Here is a 23,991-nt window from a genome sequence, read left to right on the forward strand (position 1 = left end):
TCTTAGACGGGCATCTTAGACGGGCGCGTGCTTGGGCACGTTGGCTTGACTGCGAATCATCGACGCCACCAGCGCCGTCCAACCGGTTTGGTGGCTTGCCCCCAGACCGCGTCCGTCATCGCCGTTGAAATACTCGTAAAAGAGAATCAAGTCCTTCCAAGCCGGGTCCTCCGCATAAGCTTTTTCGCTTCCGTGCGCCGGACGCACTCCATCGGCATCGGTTTCGAACAAGCGGATCAGGCGTGACTCCAATTCGCGAGCCACCTCCATCAGATTCATTTTGTTTCCGCTGCCGGTGGGGCACTCGACCAAGAATCCGTCACCATAGAAGGCGTGATAACGTTTCAACGCTTGAATCAACAGGAAATTGATCGGGAACCAGATCGGACCTCGCCAGTTGCTGTTGCCACCGAACATCCCGCTTTCGCTTTCACCGGGTACGTAGTGAACCTGATGCAGCTGTCCGCCGAAATCGAACACAAAGGGTTCGTCCCGGTGCACGGCGGACATGCTGCGAATGCCATAGGGCGACAGGAACTCGGATTCATCCAGCATGACATCGAGCAGTCGACGGAATCGGTCTTCGCTCGGGATGGCCAACAGCCGTCGCGTGACCGCACCACAGTCGGGACCTTCGCCCTCCATGTAGGTCATGTGGTTGCTCAAGTCGTCGCGTGAGTTGAGAAACCACTCCATCCGTCGAGTGAAGCCGGGCAACCGACCGATGATTTCCTGTTCCAAAATCACGCCGGTCATCAGTGGCAGCAGTCCGACCAACGAACGAACACGAATCGGAATCGACTGTCCGTCGACGTACAGATGGTCGTAGTAGAAACCGTCTTCCTCCTCCCACAGCCCCGTGCCATCCATGCTGTTCATGGCTTCGGCGATCGCAACGTAGTGTTCAAAGAACTTGCTGGCCATGTCGCCATAGGCCTCGCTGTCTTCGGCCAATTCGATCGCCATCCGCAACATCGTGCCGCAATAGAACGCCATCCACGCGGTCCCGTCTGCTTGTTCCAAGTGACCTCGGGGCAACGGTTTGCTGCGATCAAACACGCCGATGTTGTCCAGGCCCAGGAATCCGCCCGAAAAGATATTCCTGCCTCGAGGGTCTTTGCGATTGACCCACCAGGTGAAATTCAACAACAGCTTTTGAAACGCTCTGGCAAGGAAAACCTTGTCCCGTTGCCGAGGCGGTCCGCTCGCTTTGTAGACTTGCCAAACACCCCATGCATGAACGGGCGGATTGACATCACCGAGTTGCCATTCGTAGGCGGGGATCTGGCCGCTGGGATGCATGTACCATTCACGCAAGAACAAGATCATTTGGTCCTTGGCAAACTTGGGATCCAGGTGAGACATTGGCACCATGTGAAATGCCAAGTCCCACGCGGCGTACCAAGGATACTCCCACTTGTCCGGCATCGAGATCACATCTCGGTTGAACAGATGACGCCATTCGCTGTTGCGTCCGTTCTTGCGTCCCTCACTGCCCACCGGTCCGTTGGGGTCACCGTCCAACCAAGTGTTGACGACGTAGTGATAAAACTGTTTGGTCCACAACAGCCCCGCGTACGCTTGACGCATGATTTGGCGTCGCTGTTCGGGGATCACGCTTGGAATGCGTGTGTCGTAAAACGCATCGGCTTCTTGAATCCTCAGCTCAAACGTTTCGTCAAAGGATGCGTCAAAGGCAGCGTCGACGAACCTGGATGTCTCGCCGCCGCACCGCTCTGCGATCAGAGGCTCACCGACGTGCGTCATTCGCAGACGCAGGGTCTTGGTCTCGCCCGGTGCGATCAACTGCAGCCCATAACAAGCGCACTTGGTGCCCTGTGACTTTGGATTGACGGCTTTGGTGTCCCCCTGAACGATGAAATTATGAAACGCATCCTTAAAGTACTCGGACTCACTGGGCAATCCGGGATGACGCGTGGAATTGGTTTCGTTGTCGGTGAACAACCAACTCCATTGTTCCGGCTGGCCCATACCGTCGCACGCCAACCAAAACTGATCGAGCGACTCGTGGGCCGTCTTGACCACATCACCGACCAACCTCATCGACGGTCGCGTCGTGCAGCCTTCATCGGTGCAGTCCCAAGTCCACGTGTTGCGAAAGTAGAATTGGGGCACGAGGTGCAATACGGCGGGCTGCGGTCCGTGATTGGTCACGTTGATCCGGATCAAGATGTCATCGGGACCTGCCTTGGCATACTCGACCAACATGTCAAAGTAGCGTGACTCCTCGAACGCACCGCTATCGACCAGCTCATACTCGCCTTGCGTTCGATCTCTTTGCCGCCCGACATCCACGAGGGCTTCGTAGGGATAACGACTCTGTGGATACTTGTACAATCCACGCATGTAACTGTGCGTGGGGGTGCTGTCGAGATAGTAGTAGCACTCCTTGACGTCCTCACCGTGGTTGCCTTCCGGGCCCGTGACGCCGAACAATCGCTCTTTCAAAATCGGATCGCGACCGTTCCACAATGCCGTTGAAAAACACAGTCGGCACTCGCGATCGCTGATGCCCAGCAACCCATCTTCGCCCCATCGATACGCTCGGCTGCGAGCATGGTCGTGTGGAAAATAGCTCCACGTCGCGTCGCCGCCGTCACTGTAATCCTCGCGAACCGTTCCCCACTGGCGTTCGGACACATAGGGTCCCCAACGCTGCCAGTTCTTTTCGCGGCTTTGACTTTCCAGCAATCGTTGGTCTTCGGGATTCATCAAAACGGCTTCGCTCTGCAAGGTCCGTGAGTGCCGTGATCTCAAGATAGCCACGGCTGTTGAGTCAACGATGATCGCGTTTCACGGGCAAAAGAGCAAGTGCAGCCGTCAGGTGAGCTTGAGCACACCATTACTGTCGCCGAACTTTTCGGCTTTGGCACCCATCTGCTGCATCATCCAAACGTACAGATTGCACATCGGCGTACCGTTTTTGAACTCGATGTGGCGGCCCGTCTTGATCCGGCCTCCGGCGCTGCCCGCCAAGAGAATCGGGAGATCGTCGTGGTTGTGGCGGTCGCCATCACTGATGCCGCTGCCGTACACGATCATGCTGTTCTCCAACAGCGTCCGTTCACCTTCGTAAACGCCCGAGAGGCGTTCCAGGAGGTATCCGAATCGTTCGATGTGGTAGCGATTGATCTTGGCGATCTGTTCTTGCTTGTGAGCGCTCTTGCCGTGGTGCGACAACTCGTGGTGGCCTTCGTTGACGCCGATTTGCTTGTAGCTGCGATTGCTGCCCGCATTGGTGAACATGAACGAGATGATCCGGCTGCTATCGGTCTGCATCGCCAATGTGATCATGTCCATCATCAACTCGCTGTGCTTGTCCAATTCCTTGGGCACACCGCTGGGTCGGGGATAGTCTGGCACGCCGTCTTCGTTCAGTCGCAAACGCTCGGCACCGTTGAGGCGTTTTTCGACATCGCGGATCGAGTACAGGTACTCGTCGAGTTTCCGCTTGTCCACCGCGGGCAAGGACGCGTGCAATTGCTTGGCATCCTCCAACGCAAAATCGAGGACACTCTTGCGATATTTTTCTCGGGCTGTTTTGGCTTGGCGAGTTTCCTTGACCGTGCTGCCGGCGAACAACCGATCGAACAGGGTTCCCGGATTGGTTTCCTTGGCCATCGGATTGGTCGGGCCACGCCAGGACATGTTGGACGCGTAGGCGCAACTGTATCCGCTGTCGCAGTTGCCGGCTTGGGCGCTCGCCTCGAGCCCCAACTCCAACGAAGCGAAGCGAGTTTGATCGCCCACGTACTGCGCCGTGGCTTGGTCGACCGAGATGCCGTTCTGGATGTCGGCACCATTGGTCTTGCGAGGGTGGGCACCGGTGAGGAATGCCGCGACGCTGCGGGCATGGTCGCCGCCGCCGTCGCCGTGCGCGCGGGCACCGTCGAGAGTCAGCCCACTGAGCACATTGAACTTTTCTTTGTGCTTGGCGATTACGTTCAGAGTGGGCGGCAAGTCAAATTTGAAACCCGCTTCCTTGGGTTTCCAGTCGGGCATGTGGGCGCCGTTGGGCACGTAAAAGAATGCCATGCGAAGCGGCGTGTCGGACTTCGGCGATGCGGCCGACAACAAACGAGTGGGCGACATCGCATCGAGCAGGGGCAGAGCGATCGCGGTGCCGACGCCACGCAAAACGGTACGACGTGAAAGTGATTTTCTCATGATTCACGGAATCCTTGTTTTTGGAACGGATCGCTGGCGATGATTGCCGCGACCAAGTAGGCGAATCGGTATTCGTGTGCACGACACTCAGAGACGATCTTGTCGATCGCACACTTGTCGTAGTATTCGGTGCCCCGACCGACGGCATAGATCAACATCTTTTCTGCCAAACATCGGACGAACTGTTCGCGTCGAGGACCCGCGATGTTGGCACGTAGACCATCGATGCCGTCAAAGGTCGTGCCATCGGGCAGCTTGCCGCTGGCATCGATTTTTTCTCGCCCCTCGGTCGTCCGCCAGCGACCGACTGCATCAAAGTTCTCCAAGGCAAAACCGAGCGGGTCCATCATGTTGTGGCATGACGCGCAGGCCGGGTTGCTGCGATGCTGCTCCATCCGTTCACGCAAGGTACCGGTCAGTTTACCACGATCCAGTTCGGGAACATTGGGCGGGGCGGGAGGTGGTGGCATGTTGAGCAAATTCTCCAACACCCATTTACCTCGCTTGACCGGGCTGGTTCGCGTGGGGTTGCTGGTGACCGTCAAAACGCTGGCGTGGGTCAACAATCCGCCACGGGGAGTTCCTTGCAGGGAGACGCGACGAAAATGATCTCCGCTGACCCCCGTGATCCCGTAGAATTCGGCGAGCGGCTCGTTGATGTAGGTAAAGTCCGCGTCGAGCAACGTCGTGACAGGCATGTTTTCACGCATCACGCCTGCAAAGAACGTCAGCGTCTCACGTTTCATCAGTTGGCGGATCTCGTCATTGAATCCTCGGTACAACCGCACGTCGGGATCGACGTTGTCGAGGTTTCGCAACTGCAACCACTGGGCGGCGAAGTTTTCGACGAACTGATTGGCCCGTCGATCCTGGAGCATGGAGGCGACTTTGCGGAGCAGGATCGATCGGTCTCGCATTTGGCCCCGGTGTGCCATCAACAGCAACTCGTCATCCGGCATGCTGCTCCACAGGAAATAGGAGACACGCGTGGCAAGCTCGTAGTCGCTGATCGGCGGCATCGGCTGACCGTCTGCCGTTGGTTGAGTCCGCTCGACTCGAAAAAGGAAATGCGGTGACGCCAGAACGGCTTGCATCGCTACCTGGATGCCTTCTTCGAACATTCCGCCATCGGCTCGAACCTGCGCGGCCAACTGGGTCAAGCGATTGACTTCGTCTTCGGTTGCCGGTCGCCGGAACGCACGACTGGCAAAGCGAAGCATGATCGCGGATGTCGCGCGGTCTTCATCGACACCCGGACCAGGTCGGACAAAGATGATCTTCTTGTGGCTCGCAGGCAGCTTTGTATCCGAGACCACCGTCGAGCGCGCTTCTTGACCGACGAGCTTGATGTGATGCAGACGCAGATTCCGGTCGACTTGGTTGGCGACGTAGTAATCATTCAAGAACGTGATGTCGATCTGACGTGTGCCACGGCCCATGCGCAGCTCGATCGTGAAATCCTTTTCATCGTCGTTGGGAACGTCAATGATTTTCTTGGTTCCCCCCGTCGCGATCTCCATTTTGCATGGCTCATCGCCTCCTTGATCACCCGATGCAGTGATCGTCAGCTTGTACATCGCGCCAAAAGGCAACGTGGCTTGCAAGGAGACCGTTCCGCGACTGGAAATCACCAGTGGAGATCGATTGCCCCACTTGTCCGCATTGATCAACGATCCTGGATCGCGTTGAATCTCGTAGATCTCGGGAGCCGGTGGCGTGTAAATCGCTTTCCCCGAAATCTCTTCGGCGGCATCGAGATACTTTTCCATCAAGATAGGTGGCAGCGAGAGGACGTCGCCGATGTTGTCGAATCCGTACCCCACGTCGTCCCCGGGGAACTCGCTGGCCGGCTCGTAATCGACGCCGGTCAAATCCATGATCGTGTTGCGATACTCGGCGCGGTTGAGTCGCCGCATCGCGACCTTGCCGGCGTTCGGGTTTTGCACACAGTCCACCGCATTGGCAAGGCTGTCGATCATCGCGGCTAACCGCTCGCGTGTGGCCGGGTCCATCTCAGGCCCGTCCTCGGGCGGCATCGAACCGAGACGAACGTGCGACAGCGCTTGCACCCACCGCGTACGATTTTTCTTGAGCGACTCAATGGAACTGTCATCAGCTAGCGGGATTTCGCTGCCGCTGTCATGGCAGTCGTAACAATAGGTCTGCATCAGCGGGACGAATTGAGTCCGAAACGCTGCTTGACGACTGGCCTGGTCGGCGCTCGCTGACGTGTCGCCAAAGAGCGAGACGACGAATACCGCAAGGCTGATGCTCAGTGAATGGCGAAGGTGGGATCGCAAGGAACCAGTGGGATAGCGAGTAAACCAAGTGCGAGCGAGAAAAGACGTTCTGACTACAGTTTACTCTATGGGCCGGAAAGCGAGATGTTCAGTCTCGATTGCGATTTCGGCTAAAAACGGTGATTCAAGCACCCTCCGGTGGGCGATGAGAGGGGAAAACCAGGGCTCCCCGCCCCCCCGCATGGCGAATCACCCGCACGATTGCTCAATCCGCCCCGAAAATCTCGGGATGGGCCGCGATACGCTCTCGTGCGATCGCCCGCCCGTTGGCATGCCCCAACGCGATGGTGCCCAAGTAGATCGGGAACGAATACGCCGGAACGACATTACCCAGGGCGTTACCGATGTACGATCCGTAGGCGGGATACAGAACCCGGTCGGCTTCCACGAGCAATCTCTGATCGTCTGCTGTTTCCAGATAGGCATAGACGTCTTCGGTGGCAATCGTTTCATGCCAGATGGGCAAGATCCCGTAGGCCAATGAGTAGAGACCTTGGTATTCCCGTCGAGTGAAGTCCTTGGCGTGAGCACACTCGTGCAGTGCGACCGTCGGCAGGTCACTGTAGAGATGGATCGTTTGAGTATAGGGGTTGAAGTGGTCACCGCCGAATACCCTCCCTGGAAACACAGCTTCCTGGGCAACCGACAGCGTACCCACGGTGTAACGAATCCAAGGTGAAACCGTTGTGTTCTTGCGAAGCCGGCCCCAGTCCTCCAACGGCGCGTACTGATTGGCACGCAACTTCACATGCGGCAGTCCATTGTTTTCCAAATAGTCCGTCGCAGTTAGCAAGGTTTCTTCGGAGATCTTGTGTTGCTCTAGCCGTCGATTCCAAAACAGCAACTTGGTCGGGATGCCGATCACATTGCCCACGGTATCGATCACCTTGTTGGGACGACCGATCTCGACTTGCGGATCACTCGCGTCCAGCAACGCCGGTGCGATGTATTGAGACTTCGGCTCGATCGCAACCGGTGACAGTACGCGGCAGCCGGCGAACAGACACAGTGCTAGCAACAACGAAGCTCGGCCAAAACGTTCCAACTGCATAAAAGCCATGCCTTTTCTGTTCGATCTGTTTTGCAAAAGGGGCTACAACGCAAGGGTGAGTCATGGGCCGTAAGACACCGGGCAGTGCGGTAGAACCGATCGCGTACTGGCTTGTCGCTTTAGTCCGTGTTGGGGATCTAATGTCTGTAGGACGATGGGCACTCTTGCCTGTCTGTGTTTTGAATGTCGGCCAAGAGTGGCCAACCTACGACCAAATCAACAAGCCGCTTGCGCGTCGCGTCTCACCTGTTATCGGATAACCAATCTCGATTCATTCAGGCAAGTGCCTTTTCTGGCGGTTAAGATTCCGTTCGGCTGGCTTTCTATGCCGACCGTCACGCCGAAGGTCAGCCTGAAAATACTGACGTACATCTTGCAAGCAAATCGTAGCCGAAGATCGTTGATTGAAATTCAATTGCGTCGGCGAAGTTGTTCACAACAGCACTGCTGCGACTGCCACCAACAGCATCAGCAGACCGGCACCGAATTTCCCCAGCGTCCCGATCGTTCGACCCACGAACGTCGCGGTGCCAACACTCCAGTTGTCACGCCAACGTCGTCCGTCGCTCCACTCACCGTACATCGCGCCGGCAGATGCCCCCAAACCGCCGAATAACAGTGCTGCCAAAACGGGTCCGACGACGGGAACCGGTATCCCCACCGCGGCACCGACCAATGCTCCGATCACGGACCCGATGATCGAGTAAAGCGTTGACTTCTTGCTCGCTCCGGCGGACTTGGCCCCGTAGGCACCCGCGACGAACTCGACAATTTCGCCGATCAGCGCAAATACGAAACAAGCGAGCACGGTGCCGTACCCAATGGAAACGCGACCGTCTTGCGGCCCGGCCCACGCATACACCGCGATCAACAGCACGCTGATCCAGTTTCCCGGCAGCGCGATCAGGTTGGTCAGCCATGCGATCGTGCAAAGCAGCAGGAGTAAGCAGGCGAGCAAGACTTCGCCGGTCGGCTGAAGCCATTCCAACCATCCACTTGCCAATTGGGTGAAAAGCATCGCTAACGCGCACCCGCTGGCGGACCGGGACGTCGGGGCGTGTACAGACAACAGTCTTGTGGGCAGACATCATGCCACGGACCGAGCTCGCCCAACGCCGCTTTTTTGTCTGTTTTCCCCAAGCGTTCCTGTACCAATTGTCGAATCATCGCGACAAACTTTGGTGACGTGCCGGCGGTCGCAGCACGCTTCATCGCGATACCACGCGATTCGCACAACTGCTTCGCCTCTTCGTCCAAGTCATACAACACTTCCATGTGATCGCTCACAAAACCGATCGGCACGATGATGAGATTGGACAGCTTGCTCTCGTCATCCATCTGCGCGATCGCGGCGCAAACGTCGGGTTCCAACCAAGGCTGACTGGGCGGGCCGCTACGACTCTGATACACCAGACGCCAATCGGTCACGCCGATCGCCTCAGCAACCAAACGACTCGCTTCGTTGAGCTGTTTGGCATAATCACAGTTGTCCGCCATCGACATGGGAATGCTGTGCGCGGTGAACATCACATTGGCCGCCTCGGGGGCGATGCCAAGTTCCGCGATCGCAGCACGGACGTTGTCCGAAAGTGTTTCGATGAAGCCGGGATGATTAAACCCCATTCGTACTTTTTCAACGATCGGTGCTCCCGGGCCGACCTTCTCCTGAGCGTCGGCAATATTTTCGCGATACTGTCGACATCCGCTGTAGCAACTGAACATGCTCGTGAAGAACGCGAGCGATCGATTGCACCCATCGTCTCGCATTTGGGTCAAGGTGTCCGGCAGCAGCGGATGCCAATTTCGATTCCCCCAATACACTGGCAAGTCAATTCCATGCTCGGCGAACTCTGCCTTGATCGATGCGAGCAGTTGGCGGTTGTGTTCGTTGATCGGACTGACGCCCCCGAAACGCTTGTAGTGCTCGGCGACTTCCAGCATCCGCTCATGAGGCACGTTCTTGCCCCGCAGGACATTCTCCAAGAACGGCATCACGTCCTCGGGTCCTTCCGGGCCACCAAATGAAACCAGCAGAAACGAATCGTAGGGCAGATCAACGTTGGTCATGGAGCAGTCGAGGCATCGGGCAAGGAGAAAAACGGTCGATGAACGACGTCATTCTCTCTACCGGGCAACTCTCTACCAGACCGGGGACCAGGATCAATCCCAGAGTTCATAGAAAATCAGGCTTTTGAAGAAAACACGGCCGGGTCGAGCGACGGGCACCGGAACCGATCGCCCGACCCATACGGCCGTGTTTGGGCCGAGACTGAACGAGGTGAAACCAGTCTCGGCCACAAGGACAACGCGATTCCCCGTCGCGTTGTTTTCGTCATCCAGTACGATCAATCCATCCCTGCCTTCCTCCCAAAAACAATGGTTTGCAAGCCCCGTGCCAATGTGCTCATGTTGCCCCCTTCTGCTGTGCGATCACGATGCATTTGGTTGCCAAATTCGTTGATAGCGCTGCTCACAGTGGTTCGGATATGGCAAGGGAATGGCACTTGTGGGCAAGGAGTGCCCCCACAATCACCTTCCGCTGGCGGCAAGATTTTTGATCCTTTCCGACCATGAAAATCTTTCGGATCACAAAAATCCTGCTCCGAACACTTCCGATTGCCAGCCCCGCGAGCATTGAATCCGAGCACCTGCCCAAAACATTGGCACACAGCATTGGGAAACTGGCAATTGACCCAATGGGAACTGGTGTGGGAACTGGCGAACAATTACCACACTTTCGGGGAATCGCTAAGCCTACTAATCACTCACGACGATGCGTCGAACTTGCCCGTCGGCTCCCGCGATGGCAAAACTGCCGTCTGTGGGATGAGCGGCGATCGCGTATGCCCAGCCACTGAGCGCGGGCAACGCCTGTACCACACGCACGGAATCAGGATCAATCACTCGGACTTGACCATCCAGGCAGGCGGCGACGAGGTGCTTGGAATCGATGGTCCAGGCAATGTCCAGCGGCTCTGAATCCAAACGGATGTAACGCATCATGCGTCCAATGGTTGGCTGCCAAAACCGGATCGTTCGATCCGCCGACGCGGATGCGAGCATCGGCAACCCAGAATCGATCGGTCGCAATGCCAACGCACGGACCACGCCGGTGTGTTGATTGAGGTTTCGAATCATTTGCCAACTGTCGAGACTCCAAACACGAACACATTGATCTTCCCCCGCACTGATCAACAGCTTGTCTGTCGATGGTGGTATGGGATGGAGCACGGCAAGTGCCAGCACGCCTCGTGAGTGTCCCCGCAACATCTGGGAGGGTTCTGTCAAGTCAGCTCGGGTGCTGGCGATCGATCGATCCAAACTGCCGGTCAACACAGTCTGGGAATCCATCCAAGCAATCGCGTGGATCGTGTCATCGTGGCTGACGCGATCGATTTGTTCGCCCTTGCTTGTTGTTAAGCCAGCGTCGTGCCAACGAAAGACTTCGACGCGGCCGTCTTCGGATGGGCTGCCACCACCGACAGCCAAGCGGTTCCCGTCGGGCGAGAACGCGAGACAGTGCAGGTTGACAAGCGAGCTTGAAAGAACAGGCCTTGGTTTCAAATCCGGCCAACTCCATCGGTGCACTCCGGCTTGGCTGACCCCGACGAGCTCGCCGCTGTTTGCATCATCACTGGAGGGAGCAAACACGATCGCGGTGATCGGCGGTTGGGCGGCATGACAAGATCTTGCCGCGCCAAACGCAGCCAAGCATCCGACGAGGCAGACAATGAACAGAAACGGACGAATGGACTTGGTCATTTGCATCAATGATTCGTCACAAATTCGTCGCAGGTCAACAAGCTCCACACAAAGTCCTCCAGCAGGTCATGTCGCTGAGAATCAGAGGACGTCGCGTCGATCTGTTTTTGCCAGTGTTTGACTTCGTCGGCGGTGGGCGATCGGCTCAATGCCACTGTGTAGAACACGCGGATGATTTCGATGGGCTCTTTTTCCAACTTCAGCAGCTGCTGGAGCCGGCCGTCCTCGGCTCCGATTCGCTGGTTGAGCAATTCGCCGTTCATCAAGTGCAGCGTTTGCGAAAGGCTGGCGGATGTTCCCACTTCACCGTCGCAGGACTCGTTGCGTCCACATCGGCCCAGGATATCAAGCGTCGTTGACGGTGTTTGCGGGTCCATCAAGTTCACGGCTCGTGTTCCTGGCGGTTGCTCACCAAAGACATCCGCAACGCCCAGGACATCAGAGATCGCATCCGCCATGACTTCGGCAGACAGTCGCCTGCGGATCGCGTGAGACAAGTACCGATCATCGTCCTTGTTCAGCGACGTCGCACGGGAGTCCCGCGCGTATGCGCGGCTGCGAGCGATCAATCCGATCGTGTGCCGCAGACGGTATCCATTGGCGACAAAATCGGCAGCCAACCGGCTGAGCAGCTCTGGATGCGTGGCGGGATTGGTGGCTCGAAAGTCATCGACCGGTTCGACAAGGCCTCGCCCCATCATGTGTTTCCAAAGTCGATTGACAACGGCTTTCGCAAAATAAGGATTGTCCGCATCGGTGATCCAGTCCGCCAACTGTTGACGATTGTCGCCGGTGAAATCCAAAAACTCTCCGCCCGGAATCTTGGGAATCGCGTCTTCCATCGTCCCAGGATGGATGACTCGTCCGCTCGGCTTCGGTTTGATGAAACGCTCCGTCTCAAGCTTGGCAAAGATCGCGGCGAGGCCGTGATAGTCGTCTTGGGTCCAGCGATCCAGCGGATGATTGTGACAATTGGCGCATCGCAGTCGACTGCCCATGAACAACTCACTGACATACTCCGCTTGCTCTCTCGGTCCGGCAACGGTCCGATAGAAATTCGGCGGCCCCTGCTCCTGGCTGTCTCCCGATGCCAGGATCAAGTCACGAGCGATTTGTCGATAGCTGACATCACGGGAAACCTGCTCAGCGATCCAGTCGCGATAGGTTTGACTTGCCAACACGTCACCGCGTTGGGCTCGCAACCGCAACCACGTGCTCAACTGAAAGGTCCAATACTGATCGAACTCTTTGGACGACAAGAACGATTCGATCCACTCGGATCGCTTTTCAGGGCTACTATCGCTGGCAAACGCTTGAACCTGGATCGCACTGGGCAATCGACCGGTCAGGTCAAGACTGGCACGTCGCAAAAAAGTGGCGTCGTCGCAATCAGGTGATAATGGCAGTCCGAGAGTCGCAAGCGTGCGAGAGATTTCGTCGTCGATGAAGTTCCGGCGTGGCTCCGCATTCACACTGGTTTTCGTAACATCCACTCGCCCACTGAGTGGCACGATTAACTCGATCGGTAGGACCTGCGTGAGATACCTAGCGATCACAATGTGGCGTCCACGACGCAAGACGGTTGCGATTTGAACGTTGTCAGAATCTGAGTAGGTCAACTCAACTGCGGCAGCATCTTCTGCGTGAAAGACTGTCCAGCGTGTGACATCACGCGACATACCGTCATCGTAGTGGGCGACCGCCTGCAAGTTCACACTGTCGCCGACATCGGGTATCACTTGATAACCTGGTGAGATTTCGACACGATGCAGCTTGGACTTCGATTCCAGTGGTGCACCGCTGGCGATCCATCGGGTCAGCAATTGAGCACTCTCACTGTCGGACGCAAAAAGTTGTTCGCCCCCGTGCTGCAACTGCTCGGACGGTTTCAAGACGATCAAACTCGCGTCTGGTTGAGCGAGATTGATTCGCCGTCCACCCAATTGCTGCGCGATCGCTGTGTAGTCCGATTCCGGATTGCCACCGTAAAGCGAAAGTTTGAAACCGCCGCGTCCGATCGCGGCACCATGACAGGCACCACCGTTGCAACCATGCTTGGTCAACAACGGAATCACATCATTGGTGAAATCGATCGCCCGACAGGGCCGTGACAGCAGCGAGATCACTGCAACCAGGATCGCAACGAGTCTTAATTGTCGGCACATCATCGCGTCATGCCATCAGCTTCGAGATCACTTGTCCACCGTCCGGCGAAACGCGAACCGGGCGACCATCGGACGTCCGCAATTCGCTTGCCGGATCGACTCCCAGCAGTGTGAACAGGGTCGCGGACAGATCCGCTGGAGTGATCGGGTCATCCTTGGGGTACTCACCCATTGAATCACTGGTCCCGATCATTTGGCCACCTTGAATGCCGCCACCGGCCAATGCGACGCTGAATACACTTGGCCAGTGGTCGCGTCCGCCAGCCGAGTTGATTTTCGGCGTGCGTCCGAACTCACCCATCACGACGACCAGCGTTTCATCCAGCATCCCACAATCATCCAAATCGGTGACCAATGCACTGAGCGCCCGATCGAGAGAGGGCAAATGAGCATTGCGGTCCTTGGGGTAGCGTTCTTTCAAGGTCAAAATGTTTTGATGACTGTCCCAGCCGGTACTATTGACGGTCACAAAAGGGACTCCGCGTTGGACCAAGCGTCGTGCCAGCAGACAACTTTGCCCGATCCCGTTTCCTCGCCCGTAACGATGGCGCACAGCATCTGGCTCCTCCGATAGCTTGAACGCCGCCTTGGCACTCGCCGACGCAATCAAATCGTAGGCGCGTTGCAGATTGGGATCGCTGACCGGGCGCTGCGTAGCGTCGCCGTTGTGAGAAAACGTATCCAACGCGTTGACCATCTCCCTGCGTCGGTCTAATCGCTGCAGGTCCAGTCCGGGATAGTACTCCAAATCACGCACAGTGAAATCGGCAGCATCAGGATTCCCGCCGACGGAAAATGGTGCGGTAGCAGCAGACAAGAATCCGTTGCCACGCACGTTCTTGGTCGCTTGAGGTACAGCGATGTTCGGTGGCAGCACAGTGGCGGTATCCCGCAATTGAGCAAGCGTCGCTCCGTAAGTCGGGTACTCCAATGCCGGCGACGGTTTGTAGCCGGTCATCAAATAATGCGTGCCAAAATTGTGTTCACCCAAAGGCGAAGTCATCGAGCGGATCACCGCCAATTTGTCCATCATCTGCGAGCACTGCTGAAAGCACTCGTTCAGACGAATCCCTGGAATCGTCGTCGCAATGGAACCCATCGGCCCACGGACTTCCACCGGTGCATCAGGCTTGGGATCAAAGGTTTCCAGATGACTGGGGCCACCATCAAGCCAAATCAAAATGCATGACTTGGCAAAAGTCTTCCTTGTCAAATCATCCGCACGCACTGATTGCGGTGACAAGAGTGGTCCCAGGCCGACACTCAATGCTGACATTCCTAGCGTCGAGATTCCGCCCCATCGCAACGCGTCTCGACGCGAGAAAGCAACGGGCGTGTGGCCCAGAAATTTGTTGCAGGAATGTCGCATGGAGGCACTTCGAAAGGCGGCAGGAAAATATAGTCGGTGTAGCAAGAAACCATCTGGCTAGGCATACTGCATCTCTGGATTCTTGATGCATGATGTAGCTCGCATACTGGCAACAGCAATGCTGCCCCGACACCTCCCCCAATCTAGCGTAATGGTACCCTTGATGTCCAAGATTAACCTGGCGGTTTTAATTGTGATTGCCGCCTGTTCCCTCGCAAACGCCCAATCCCCGGCAAACGCCCAGTCCCCGGCCAGCAACCAGTCCCCGGCCAGCAACCAACGCTTTGAACTGACCGCTCGGGCCAGCGAAATCGATGTGCGTGCCGGCCAGCACCCCGAACTCGGGTATGTCTTTGCTGACGACAAAGGCAAACCGCAGGACATCCAGCACGCGGTAGTCGATACCCGCGTACGGTCACGCGGCCAACTCGTGATTTGGTTGATGGGTCACAACCAAGGTCTCTTTGAGCGACTTTCGGGCTACGGATTGCACGCGATTCAGCCTCACTATGCGAACCGGTGGTTTGGGTTGATCGATGCGACCGCACGTGATGACGGAACGACGTTGGGCCAAGTCCGCTTGGAAGCGGCCACCGGAGAAGACTTCAGTCCATTGGTCGACATTCCTCAGCCGGATGGATTGAAACACCGCTCGTTGCAGTTCGTCAAATGGCTGGCGAAAAAGAATCCCGAAGGCAACTGGCAGCAATTCTTGAACGCAGACCAAAGCGATCTGCTGTGGGACAAAGTCATCTTGAGCGGCAGTTCGCACGGCAGCACGACGGCGGCGCGTTTTGCGAAACACCAACGAGTCGCACGAGTCGTCATGTTCTGCGGCCCTCGCGACCAACTGGATGACTGGCAAGGATTTCCGTCGGCGACACCGGAGAATCGCTACTTCGGTTTCTCCCATGTCCTGGACGGCGGCTGGACCGGAGACCACTACTGTCGATCGTGGCTGATGCTGGGCTTGGCCAAGTTCGGTCCGCTGGTGGACGTCGACGAAACCAAACCTCCGTACAAACGCTCGCGTCGCCTGATCACCGCAGGCGATGTCGGTGGCAATGACAAGCGAGCCCATAGCTCGGTCACGCCAGGAGGTTCTGCCATCAAAGACGCCAAGGGCACGTACGCCCACGAAGCGGTCTGGCGTTATCTATTCACCCACCCGGTCGATCAAGTCGGCTTGAGCGTCGAGCCCGAATCTGATTGCACCATGGACCTGCGGAAAAAGCCAAGCAAACGATGAGCAATCATTGACCGGCTTCATTCGTAGGTCATGCTCGGAATGTGAAGTTTATTGCTGACGTCTTTGATTACCCGTCTGTATGGGTACTGATTCGTGAGAGCGAAATTGGATCCCGCGAGGGATCGCAGAAGGTAGCCACGGGTCGCCGAAGGCGCACCCGTGGTATGCGACGACCATGTTGAATCGACCCCGAAGGATGTCGCAGACTTCTCAGAATCTGGGCTGCGACCGCCTCCGGGGTCGGTTCTCGTCAGACCGAATGTACCGGCGATGATCGCTGCGCTCTATCGCCGGCTACCGTCTGTGACCGCTTCACGGTCATATGCAGCAACAATACTTTTCACGTTCCCTGCATGACAAAATACGGTTCGCCCAACCTCACGACCAATGTCCTCAATCCGGAAAACACCTTGGTGTATCTGCTGCGATCAGATCGTGGCGAACGCATGGCGTCATGCAGAGCATGACCTACCAGAACCTTACCTACAGAATTCACTCAACTGATACGCCGGGTGACAAATCCTGCGAGTAGCTCTTCAGTGCCACCAACGCTTGATCCAACTCTCCGTCAGCGATCAGGCGGACAACTTGATCAAGCGATTCGGCATCGACCTTGCCCGATCGCCGCAATTGAAACAAACGAAAAGGAAATCGCAGATGGGATTCTTGCGATAGAAATTTCGCATCACGTCCGCGGCGAGCTGATTGGATGATTTCCAGATCTCGGTACCCGAATTCGTGGCTCGGCTCAATCTGAGTTCCTTCGCCCCAATCGTTCCAAGTGGCGACTTGGACGATCTCCGAACGCGAATCCAGTGCCCATTTTAAGGTGCTTCGTAGAGTCTTTGCGTCATTGTCTTCGATCCGTCCATAGCCTTCGTTCACTCCGGCTTGGGCGTAGATGTCGACGAAGCGAGGAAACACGACGGGGATTTGGTGCTGCCATTGCCTGCCCTGTTGCGTGAATCGCTGTGAACGCTCAACCCCTTGCGAGGGCACCGGCCAATCGAATGCACCGACAGCAGACGTGCGGCGATCGTGTTCGCTGAAATAGGCAACCGGTTGGGACAGTTGGCCCAAGCACTGGGTCCATTGTTCGTCACTCAAACCCGCGTGGCCGAACGACAGCAGGACCGGCTTGTCATCAAGCCGTACATAGCTGCCACTCCGGAACCAATACTTGCCCAGCCAATTCAACTCCGACACCACGTGGGCAACCTGTTCGCCCTCGGCAAGTTGGCCGCCGGCAACCAGCGCGGGAATCGTTTGATCTTCGTAGCAAATCACGAACTTCATCCCCAAACGCTCGACCTGTTGAATCAAACGATAGGTGTTGGTGTTCAGGACGGCGTAGTCGCGATACTGAGTCTGCCCATACCAATCGACGATGACACCATCGATGCCCGCCAGCTTCATCAGCAGCAGGTGGTACTCGATGACCTGCGGATCGCCCGAGTCATAGGGGCCGATCAGCGGATAAAAAGCGGACGCGATCTGCCGTTTGCCTTCGGATCGTTTGTTGGGATCGAAGTGGTCCATGGTCCAGTGCCAGCCCCACACGGCAGGTTTCGCCTGAGTCGCCGGTTGGATGGTGTACCACGGCATGTAGTGAGCCAAAATCAATGGCCGCCGCGTGACCTGGGATCGGGAACTCGGTTCGTCCGCTTCGATACACTGGACCAGCAAAAAGCAAACCAACGACACCCCCAACAAACAGAGACGCAACTGTCCAGAGACTCTGTTGACTGTGATTGATTCGAACACGATCGGCAGCATGATTTTTCCAAATGCAATCGATACTTGACGCTACACAACTTCCCCTTTGGACCCTACGCTGTGAAGCATTGTAATTGCTGAAACACGGGACATATCAGCCCGAATCGCGGGCGAGTGAGTGAGTCGCCAAATTCACTCGCCTACGCTTCGTGCCGGCATCTTGGACTGTCAAAAAGCTTCACAAGGGTGCCGCCTGGGGATTGGGAAATGCTCAGGATCTGCTCTACTGCTCCCCATCGGGCTGCAGTCAGTCGATCCGTTGGCAGTCCCCACATCCGTGTTCTGAGGCAGATCCGTTGACTTTTTGTGTAGGCATTCAAGTTCGCGAAGGCATCGTCGCGCTTGCGGACACACGCATTGTTCGCGGTAGCGAACAAGTCAATAAACAAAAGCTGGCGCACTTTCAACATGCCCACGGTGCACTGTTCACCATGACCAGCGGGCTGCGGTCCGTTCGTGACAAGACGCTCGTCTACGTGGAGGAAACCCTGCGTCAAACCAATCCGGTGCAAGATCGTCTGTACCAATTCGTGAATCTCTTTGGCGACCAGCTTCGTCGCGTCAAGCTCGAGGACGGACCGTCGCTCAGCGCAACCGGCCACGCGTTCAATTTGCACGCGATCATCGGTGGCTGTTTGACGTCGGATCAGCAGCCGCAGTTGTTTTATGTTTACCCAGAAGGCAACTGGGTGGAGGCCGCAGTGGACTCGCCGTACTTCATGATCGGACGGACGTACTATGGCAAACCGATCTTGGATCGCTTGCTGACATATGAGACCCCGTTGCGATCGGCCATTGCACTGGCCCTGCTCGCCTTTGACGCCACACGAACGAGCGTCACGGATGTGGATTGGCCGATCGATATCGCCGTCATCGCAGCAGGCTCTCGAGATCCTGTGATCCAGAGATACACCGAGGCGGATCTTCAGCAGACCACACAGTGGTGGACACAAGTCTTGAGCGATTCACTTGGTTCCATGCCAATGCAGTGGGCTGATGGCCTGCTGCCACCTTCACCACCGACACAGCTATGACTCAGATTTTGGTGGGTAGCCAGTTGAGCTACCAAGTGATGCAGGAAACCACTTTTTTGCTGCACATCTCCGCGAGCGAAACGTCACGTCAAGTGATCGAGCACGAGTCCCTCGAGTTCACGCCGCCATTGGACGTGGAAATTTGCCAAGTCGGCCAGGAAGGCAATCGGCTGCATCGAATCGTCGTCCAACCTTGTGAACTGAATATCACGTATCAAGCGACGGTGGACTTGAAGCCTCAGGTTGATCAAGCCATCAATGTGGGCGAGATGTCCGCATCTAGAATGCCTGGCGATGTACTGCCCTACCTCAACCCCAGTCGCTACTGCGAAAGTGACCTGCTGGGGCGATTTGCGTTCGAAGAGTTCGGGCAATTGGATCGCGGCTATTCTCGCGTCCGGGCGATCAGTGATTGGGTACACCGACACTTGCGATACACATCCGGCAGCACCAATGCGACGACCACCGCGGCCGACGTATTGCTGCAACGCACCGGGGTCTGTCGCGACTACGCCCATTTGGCGATCGCGTTGTGCCGAGGCGTCGGCATCCCCGCCAGGTATGTGGCGGGCTACGCCGTCGATCTGCAACCACCGGATTTTCATGGGTTCATGGAAGCCTTTCTGGACGGCCGTTGGTACTTGTTCGATCCGACCAAACTGGCCAAGACAACTCAATTGATTCGCATCGGAACGGGACGCGATGCCGCCGACGTCGCCTTCGCCACCATTTCCGGAAACGCCGTCCTGACGCACAAAAGTGTCTGGGCAAATCTGTTCAGCGACACAACCAACTCATCTGGAACCGATGACGGGTCGGCCGTCTCAACCGCCTGAGGAATGCCTCCGCACGACATTTCGAAGGGAAAGCGTCAATGATTCCAGACGACTATCCCCGTGATCGCAGACGCTCTTGAAGAGATGCTTGAAGTTGCGTCAACGCTTCGTCACTCATCGTCGACAGTAAGTCAGCAGGTGATTCGGGCTCATTGAGCAGCCCCTGCAGCAACTGGATTTTCCCCTGAATCCTGCCGCGCGCCTCACCGATTTCTTTTCCGATTTCTGTGCCGATTTCTTTTCCGCGCGCCTCAGCAGCTTCGAGACGGGATTGCTCGTCTCGCTGCAGTTTTAAGCGTGCTTCGTAAAGGGCACGGTCATCGGGGGAACGCGATATCATTTCAAGGACCCTTGCGGCTTCGGTAAAAACGGGATCAACCAGTCGAGATGTTAGTTCGTCTCCCGTCAGGTAGGCGGCACGACGAAAAAAGTACACCCATTGTTCGAGTGGATCTTGGACGACGATATTATCGCCCGGTGGAGTGTATTTGGGCAACTCTAAAAGATGCACTTGCAGGGCATCCGAGAGCGTCAACGCCGGGCTTTGGCTACGGAGCCGGAAGTCAAGGTGCAAATCGGGAACCTCTTGGAACAGAATGCCGTCCAAAACGCTGATTCCGATCGATGGCATCAGATTGGCGTAGCGGGCACCCTCACGCAGTTGCGTCACATACTGGGATGCCGCGTAGAAAATCAACCGATTGGCCAGTTCACCGGGCAGGCTGGTTTGCATCTCGATGTCCAGCAATCGACCTTGGTCGTCGGTTGCCTTCACATCCAAAATCGATAATTTGTCATCCTCAAAATCCTTCTCGTTGAATGGATTGAGAATCTCGACACTTTTGATCAGCGGATCACCGCCCAAAACGGAGTTCAAGAAGTGAATCGTGATCTCGGGATGATCCCGACTACCGAGCAGCTTCTTAAACGCGAAGGCGACTTTGGGATCGATTCCAATGGCCATGGGCGGTTGATCCATCAACAGGATGCGGTTGGGGAACGTCATGAGGTTATCCGATTGTCGCTCCCCCGTCACCAAGCCTGCCCTACGGTGACAACTCACCGTCGCTAAACTTCAGTGGTTGGATTTCAGAAATCACCTCGCAGGGATCATTTCGATCTCCACCACTTTGGATCTCGTCCCACAGGGCTTCGCTGCACTGGATCTCGCTCAAGTGCAGCGTGTCGGTGATCCGTACCCAACGGATCTGATCGGTGGTGCCTCCGAACTGTGACCTCGCGGCCAACAAGGCAGCTTCGTCCGTCTCAAAGGTGACCGGAATCGCGCCAGCGGTAACATGGCCACTGACCAAACAGTTGACGCGTGTCTTGTCTCGATCCATCGCATCGACGACACGCTGGTGTGTGTACTCAGCGATCCCGATCCCGGCTGCGTTTCCCGCCGTCGATCGGGTCAGAGAGCGAACGTAGATTTCACGAATCTTGGGGAACTCGTCCGGCATCGCGACTTTGTCATTGGCCTTGCGACCGATGATATTTGTGTCCATGCCCGTGCCGCTGATCTCTTTGCCGATCTGATCCACGATCAGCAAATCCAGTTTGTCAAATGGCAACCGTGGCATCCATTGGATCGCTTTGGGCAACAACTCAGGCTCTCTTTGCAGAAATTGATCTCCCGGCACGGCTTCGATCCAAGCCGTCTCATCGTAAGCGTCTTCGATCAACGCCAAGCCGAATGCGACATTGATCGATTGGCAAATGGTGGTAACGATCTCGGAGGCAACGCGATCCAGCTGGTAGTCGAATGCAGAGAAAGCGTGGTGAAACGCCGCCGCACCGGTGTGCTTGCCCAATCCGATCATTAACATCTTGCACAATCCACTTTGCAACGTGCCCGTCAGTCTTGTGTGCGGTTTGATCCGGTTGATCAAGACGACGTGATCGGCAGCAGCAGCATTGGCATCGATATGCAGCGGGATGCCACCCTCTGTTTCCCCCAAAAAGACAGTGTCCATGCTCGATCGAATCTGACACTGCACGAACGCTTCATCGACCCCCAAACTTCCCAACACTCCTACCTGGCCTTGCGCGGTCGCCCCACCGTGGCTGCCCATCGCGGGCACAATGAACGGATCTGCACCCAAACCGCGCAGACACCGGACGGTCGTGGCCACAATCGGCTGAAGATTGGCAATGCCACGACTGCCCACTCCGATGGCGACGCTTTGCCCCGGACGAATCAACGATGCGGCCGGCGAGTTTGCTATAGCGTCGATCGTCGCCTGTTGGACATTCGGCAGGGCGCGTGACTGAAAATGCTGCCGCACGCGAAAAAACGAAGGGAGAATTTGCATGGAAGTCAACGAAGTGTCAGTGGGTTGATGTTCAAGTCCGGGCGTGAGCGTCGCAGTTGGTCCAAACCCGCTTCGCTGACCTGCGTTCGCTGCAAATCCACCGACTGCAGCCGTTTCATCTTCGCAATGGAGCTGATGCTGCGATCCGTGATCGGACAACCGGTCAGCCACAGCACTTGCAAGTCAGCAGAAGCCCCCAACGTATCGACGACATCGTCATTGATACGAGTGAAGCTCAAGTCGACTTCCTCCAATCGCCTCGCCTGCGTCAACCAGTCGCGAATCGATTCGTCCGTACGAGTGGCTTCCAAAGACAACTGGGTCAACAACGTCGGGGCAGGCAGTATCCGAGCGACATCATGAGCGTCGATCGGCAATCGTGAAAGGTCCAGCCAGTTCAATTGCTGCGACGGAGGAACAGTCGCCAGCCCCTCACCTGTAACATCGCACTGCGCCAAACACAGTTGTCGCAACGGACGTTTGACGGGGTTGGCAGCAAGCAACGCGTCGTCGACCCGCAAGAACCTCACGAAACCCGCATCAACATCTGGCAGCTCGTCGGAGCCGGGTAGCTCGACTCGAACTCGGTAGAGACTCGCCAACTGACGATACAACCACTGCCGATTCGTCGTCACCGAGGAGTCCATCAAGTGATGCGTTTGAGCGATCGCGTGCGCGTACCATCTCGCCAAGTCATCACGCTGCTGAGCGGCAACTCGCCCATCGGCGGCCAGTTCACGGATGGGCATCACGTCTTGATTGACCAACGAGCGAAAGCGTGCGAATTGCAATCGAGGTGAATCCCAACCTCCGACCGTTGCCTCGTGTGATCCAAAGTGCAAGGATTCACAATACCCCGCGATTCCTTCCACCAGCCAAAAACCGGCTTGCTCACCAGGCATGTCACCTCCAAGTCCCGACCGTGTGGCTTCGCGAAACAGTTGGTGAACCATCTCGTGCCGCCGCGTTGCCGCATCGTCGGCATGTTCATCTTGGATCGACCCGGCAAAGAAGAATGCGGTCTGACGTTCGTCGTTGTAGAAACCCGTTGAACGTTCGATCCCTGGAATGACTTGACCCAGCGTCTGCTGATACTCCGCGGCATCACGAAACAGAACCACACGCAATTTCCTGCGTACGGTGAGACGCTTGGGGTTGTTCTGCAGATACTCTCCGACATCGGCATCAGGGGGCATCCCCGATAGCGCCGCGGTGACCTGCCCGCTCGCTTCCCAGAGCGGAAAGAACATTTGGGTCCACACCCAATAGCATCGTTCCAAATCCTCTGCGACACGGCGGCCGCTCGCTGCGTCAGCATGGCTGTACACGGTCAAGTGCGGCGTGTCGATTTGCTGATAAGTTCCCGCTCGCCAGCCGATCCAACTCGGTGCCGAACGGCCTCGGATGGATCTGATCGCCACCGTGTTTCCATCGGCGGTGGAAAGCGGCAGCGTCAAGAAGCGGCGAATGTCGGCGTTGGTCGGATCGGCATGATGGGCTCGCCAGACACGCAAATAGTTGGACCAACCAGGAATCGGATCCGCGAAACGCAACTCGGGGGTATTGAGGATGGTCGAGGCATCACGCGGCTGAGCATCGGCCGCCAGAGGCAAAAGACATGCGGTCCGGTCAAAGACGCGATCCGCTGCTTGGACCACCCCGACAGACAGGGTTGCAGCGAAAGCGATTGCGACAAGACAGGCTGGGACGCAGAATCGCAGCATGCAATTTGCAAACAAGAATGGGCGGGTACGGGAAAGGGACATTTGGAAAATGATGACGGAACCATGGCGACGAGAGTTTTCCTCAGTTCTTCAGTTTAGTGCAAAACGATACGTTCAGAGCCCTGGGAATGCCAGTGAAGAGGTGGAACCTGCCGGTTTTCAGCTCCCGTTGGTGTTATTGGACGACCAGTGCACTTAGACTGGAAGTCGTAACCCCGAACT

16 protein-coding genes are annotated in these 23,991 nt (G+C 56.6%); 3 read left to right on the top strand and 13 right to left on the bottom strand.

Annotation, left to right across the window (positions count from 1 at the left end):
• Positions 1-15 precede the first annotated feature (15 nt).
• The 9 genes from Pla52nx_RS29175 to Pla52nx_RS29215 form a co-directional block, all read right to left on the bottom strand.
• On the bottom strand, positions 16-2,733 hold the full coding sequence (locus Pla52nx_RS29175) for an MGH1-like glycoside hydrolase domain-containing protein (protein WP_146521466.1): 2,718 nt from the start codon (positions 2,731-2,733) through the stop codon (positions 16-18).
• Positions 2,734-2,841: 108 nt separating this feature from the next.
• Positions 2,842-4,188: a DUF1552 domain-containing protein gene (locus Pla52nx_RS29180; RefSeq protein WP_146521467.1), complete on the bottom strand. Its 1,347-nt coding sequence runs from the start codon at positions 4,186-4,188 to the stop codon at positions 2,842-2,844.
• Positions 4,185-6,488, bottom strand: a complete 2,304-nt coding sequence (locus Pla52nx_RS29185) for a DUF1592 domain-containing protein (RefSeq protein ID WP_231742150.1) — start codon at positions 6,486-6,488, stop codon at positions 4,185-4,187. The genes Pla52nx_RS29180 and Pla52nx_RS29185 overlap by 4 nt, the downstream gene beginning before the upstream one ends.
• Before the next feature lie 205 nt (positions 6,489-6,693).
• Entirely contained in the window at positions 6,694-7,548 is an 855-nt protein-coding gene (locus Pla52nx_RS29190) for a hypothetical protein (RefSeq protein WP_231742151.1), read from the bottom strand.
• A 424-nt stretch (positions 7,549-7,972) separates the two neighbouring features.
• Positions 7,973-8,557 (bottom strand): DUF456 domain-containing protein, encoded by a 585-nt coding sequence (locus tag Pla52nx_RS29195; protein WP_146521468.1) that lies wholly within the window; start codon positions 8,555-8,557, stop codon positions 7,973-7,975.
• 2 nt (positions 8,558-8,559) lie between these two features.
• Positions 8,560-9,606, bottom strand: a complete 1,047-nt coding sequence (locus tag Pla52nx_RS29200; RefSeq protein ID WP_146521469.1) for a ferrochelatase — start codon at positions 9,604-9,606, stop codon at positions 8,560-8,562.
• A 690-nt stretch (positions 9,607-10,296) separates the two neighbouring features.
• Complete coding sequence (locus tag Pla52nx_RS29205) at positions 10,297-11,301, bottom strand: WD40 repeat domain-containing protein (protein ID WP_197454797.1); 1,005 nt, start codon at positions 11,299-11,301, stop codon at positions 10,297-10,299.
• Positions 11,302-11,306: 5 nt separating this feature from the next.
• Positions 11,307-13,469: a DUF1553 domain-containing protein gene (locus Pla52nx_RS29210; RefSeq protein WP_146521471.1), complete on the bottom strand. Its 2,163-nt coding sequence runs from the start codon at positions 13,467-13,469 to the stop codon at positions 11,307-11,309.
• A 4-nt stretch (positions 13,470-13,473) separates the two neighbouring features.
• On the bottom strand, positions 13,474-14,835 hold the full coding sequence (locus tag Pla52nx_RS29215; protein WP_146521472.1) for a DUF1501 domain-containing protein: 1,362 nt from the start codon (positions 14,833-14,835) through the stop codon (positions 13,474-13,476).
• 163 nt (positions 14,836-14,998) lie between these two features.
• Between Pla52nx_RS29215 and Pla52nx_RS29220 the strand changes: the two genes are divergently transcribed.
• Complete coding sequence (locus Pla52nx_RS29220) at positions 14,999-16,084, top strand: BPSS1187 family protein (protein WP_231742152.1); 1,086 nt, start codon at positions 14,999-15,001, stop codon at positions 16,082-16,084.
• Between the two features lie 492 nt (positions 16,085-16,576).
• On the opposite strand, the gene Pla52nx_RS29225 is transcribed toward Pla52nx_RS29220, so the two are convergent.
• Complete coding sequence (locus Pla52nx_RS29225) at positions 16,577-17,860, bottom strand: glycoside hydrolase family 71/99-like protein (protein ID WP_146521473.1); 1,284 nt, start codon at positions 17,858-17,860, stop codon at positions 16,577-16,579.
• Between the two features lie 296 nt (positions 17,861-18,156).
• Between Pla52nx_RS29225 and Pla52nx_RS29230 the strand changes: the two genes are divergently transcribed.
• Both Pla52nx_RS29230 and Pla52nx_RS29235 read left to right on the top strand, forming a co-directional pair.
• Positions 18,157-18,894 (top strand): proteasome-type protease, encoded by a 738-nt coding sequence (locus Pla52nx_RS29230; RefSeq protein WP_146521474.1) that lies wholly within the window; start codon positions 18,157-18,159, stop codon positions 18,892-18,894.
• Entirely contained in the window at positions 18,891-19,730 is an 840-nt protein-coding gene (locus Pla52nx_RS29235; protein WP_146521475.1) for a transglutaminase-like domain-containing protein, read from the top strand. The genes Pla52nx_RS29230 and Pla52nx_RS29235 overlap by 4 nt, the downstream gene beginning before the upstream one ends.
• Before the next feature lie 52 nt (positions 19,731-19,782).
• Here the strand turns inward: Pla52nx_RS29235 and Pla52nx_RS29240 are convergent, their stop codons facing one another.
• From Pla52nx_RS29240 to Pla52nx_RS29250, 3 genes are read right to left on the bottom strand one after another with little or no spacing between them, the layout of a single operon-like run.
• Positions 19,783-20,736, bottom strand: a complete 954-nt coding sequence (locus tag Pla52nx_RS29240; RefSeq protein WP_146521476.1) for an Rpn family recombination-promoting nuclease/putative transposase — start codon at positions 20,734-20,736, stop codon at positions 19,783-19,785.
• 40 nt (positions 20,737-20,776) lie between these two features.
• Positions 20,777-22,045 carry a lactate racemase domain-containing protein gene (locus Pla52nx_RS29245; RefSeq protein WP_146521477.1) on the bottom strand — a complete coding sequence of 423 codons (1,269 nt, stop codon included), beginning with the start codon at positions 22,043-22,045 and terminating at the stop codon, positions 20,777-20,779.
• A gap of 5 nt (positions 22,046-22,050) precedes the next feature.
• Positions 22,051-23,811: a hypothetical protein gene (locus Pla52nx_RS29250; RefSeq protein ID WP_342190280.1), complete on the bottom strand. Its 1,761-nt coding sequence runs from the start codon at positions 23,809-23,811 to the stop codon at positions 22,051-22,053.
• Positions 23,812-23,991 lie beyond the last annotated feature (180 nt).

It is taken from the genome of Stieleria varia (genome assembly GCF_038443385.1).
Taxonomy (GTDB): Bacteria; Planctomycetota; Planctomycetia; order Pirellulales; family Pirellulaceae; genus Stieleria; species Stieleria varia.

Bases quoted from the DNA above. Each gene is read 5' to 3' on its own strand.
- Pla52nx_RS29175 (WP_146521466.1), bottom strand. From the start codon at position 2,733: ATGAATCCCGAAGACCAACGATTGCTGGAAAGTCAAAGCCGCGAAAAG.
- Pla52nx_RS29180 (WP_146521467.1), bottom strand. From the start codon at position 4,188: ATGAGAAAATCACTTTCACGTCGTACCGTTTTGCGTGGCGTCGGCACC.
- Pla52nx_RS29190 (WP_231742151.1), bottom strand. From the start codon at position 7,548: ATGGCTTTTATGCAGTTGGAACGTTTTGGCCGAGCTTCGTTGTTGCTA.
- Pla52nx_RS29195 (WP_146521468.1), bottom strand. From the start codon at position 8,557: ATGCTTTTCACCCAATTGGCAAGTGGATGGTTGGAATGGCTTCAGCCG.
- Pla52nx_RS29200 (WP_146521469.1), bottom strand. From the start codon at position 9,606: ATGACCAACGTTGATCTGCCCTACGATTCGTTTCTGCTGGTTTCATTT.
- Pla52nx_RS29205 (WP_197454797.1), bottom strand. From the start codon at position 11,301: ATGACCAAGTCCATTCGTCCGTTTCTGTTCATTGTCTGCCTCGTCGGA.
- Pla52nx_RS29210 (WP_146521471.1), bottom strand. From the start codon at position 13,469: ATGATGTGCCGACAATTAAGACTCGTTGCGATCCTGGTTGCAGTGATC.
- Pla52nx_RS29215 (WP_146521472.1), bottom strand. From the start codon at position 14,835: ATGCGACATTCCTGCAACAAATTTCTGGGCCACACGCCCGTTGCTTTC.
- Pla52nx_RS29220 (WP_231742152.1), top strand. From the start codon at position 14,999: ATGTCCAAGATTAACCTGGCGGTTTTAATTGTGATTGCCGCCTGTTCC.
- Pla52nx_RS29225 (WP_146521473.1), bottom strand. From the start codon at position 17,860: ATGCTGCCGATCGTGTTCGAATCAATCACAGTCAACAGAGTCTCTGGA.
- Pla52nx_RS29235 (WP_146521475.1), top strand. From the start codon at position 18,891: ATGACTCAGATTTTGGTGGGTAGCCAGTTGAGCTACCAAGTGATGCAG.
- Pla52nx_RS29240 (WP_146521476.1), bottom strand. From the start codon at position 20,736: ATGACGTTCCCCAACCGCATCCTGTTGATGGATCAACCGCCCATGGCC.
- Pla52nx_RS29245 (WP_146521477.1), bottom strand. From the start codon at position 22,045: ATGCAAATTCTCCCTTCGTTTTTTCGCGTGCGGCAGCATTTTCAGTCA.
- Pla52nx_RS29250 (WP_342190280.1), bottom strand. From the start codon at position 23,811: ATGTCCCTTTCCCGTACCCGCCCATTCTTGTTTGCAAATTGCATGCTG.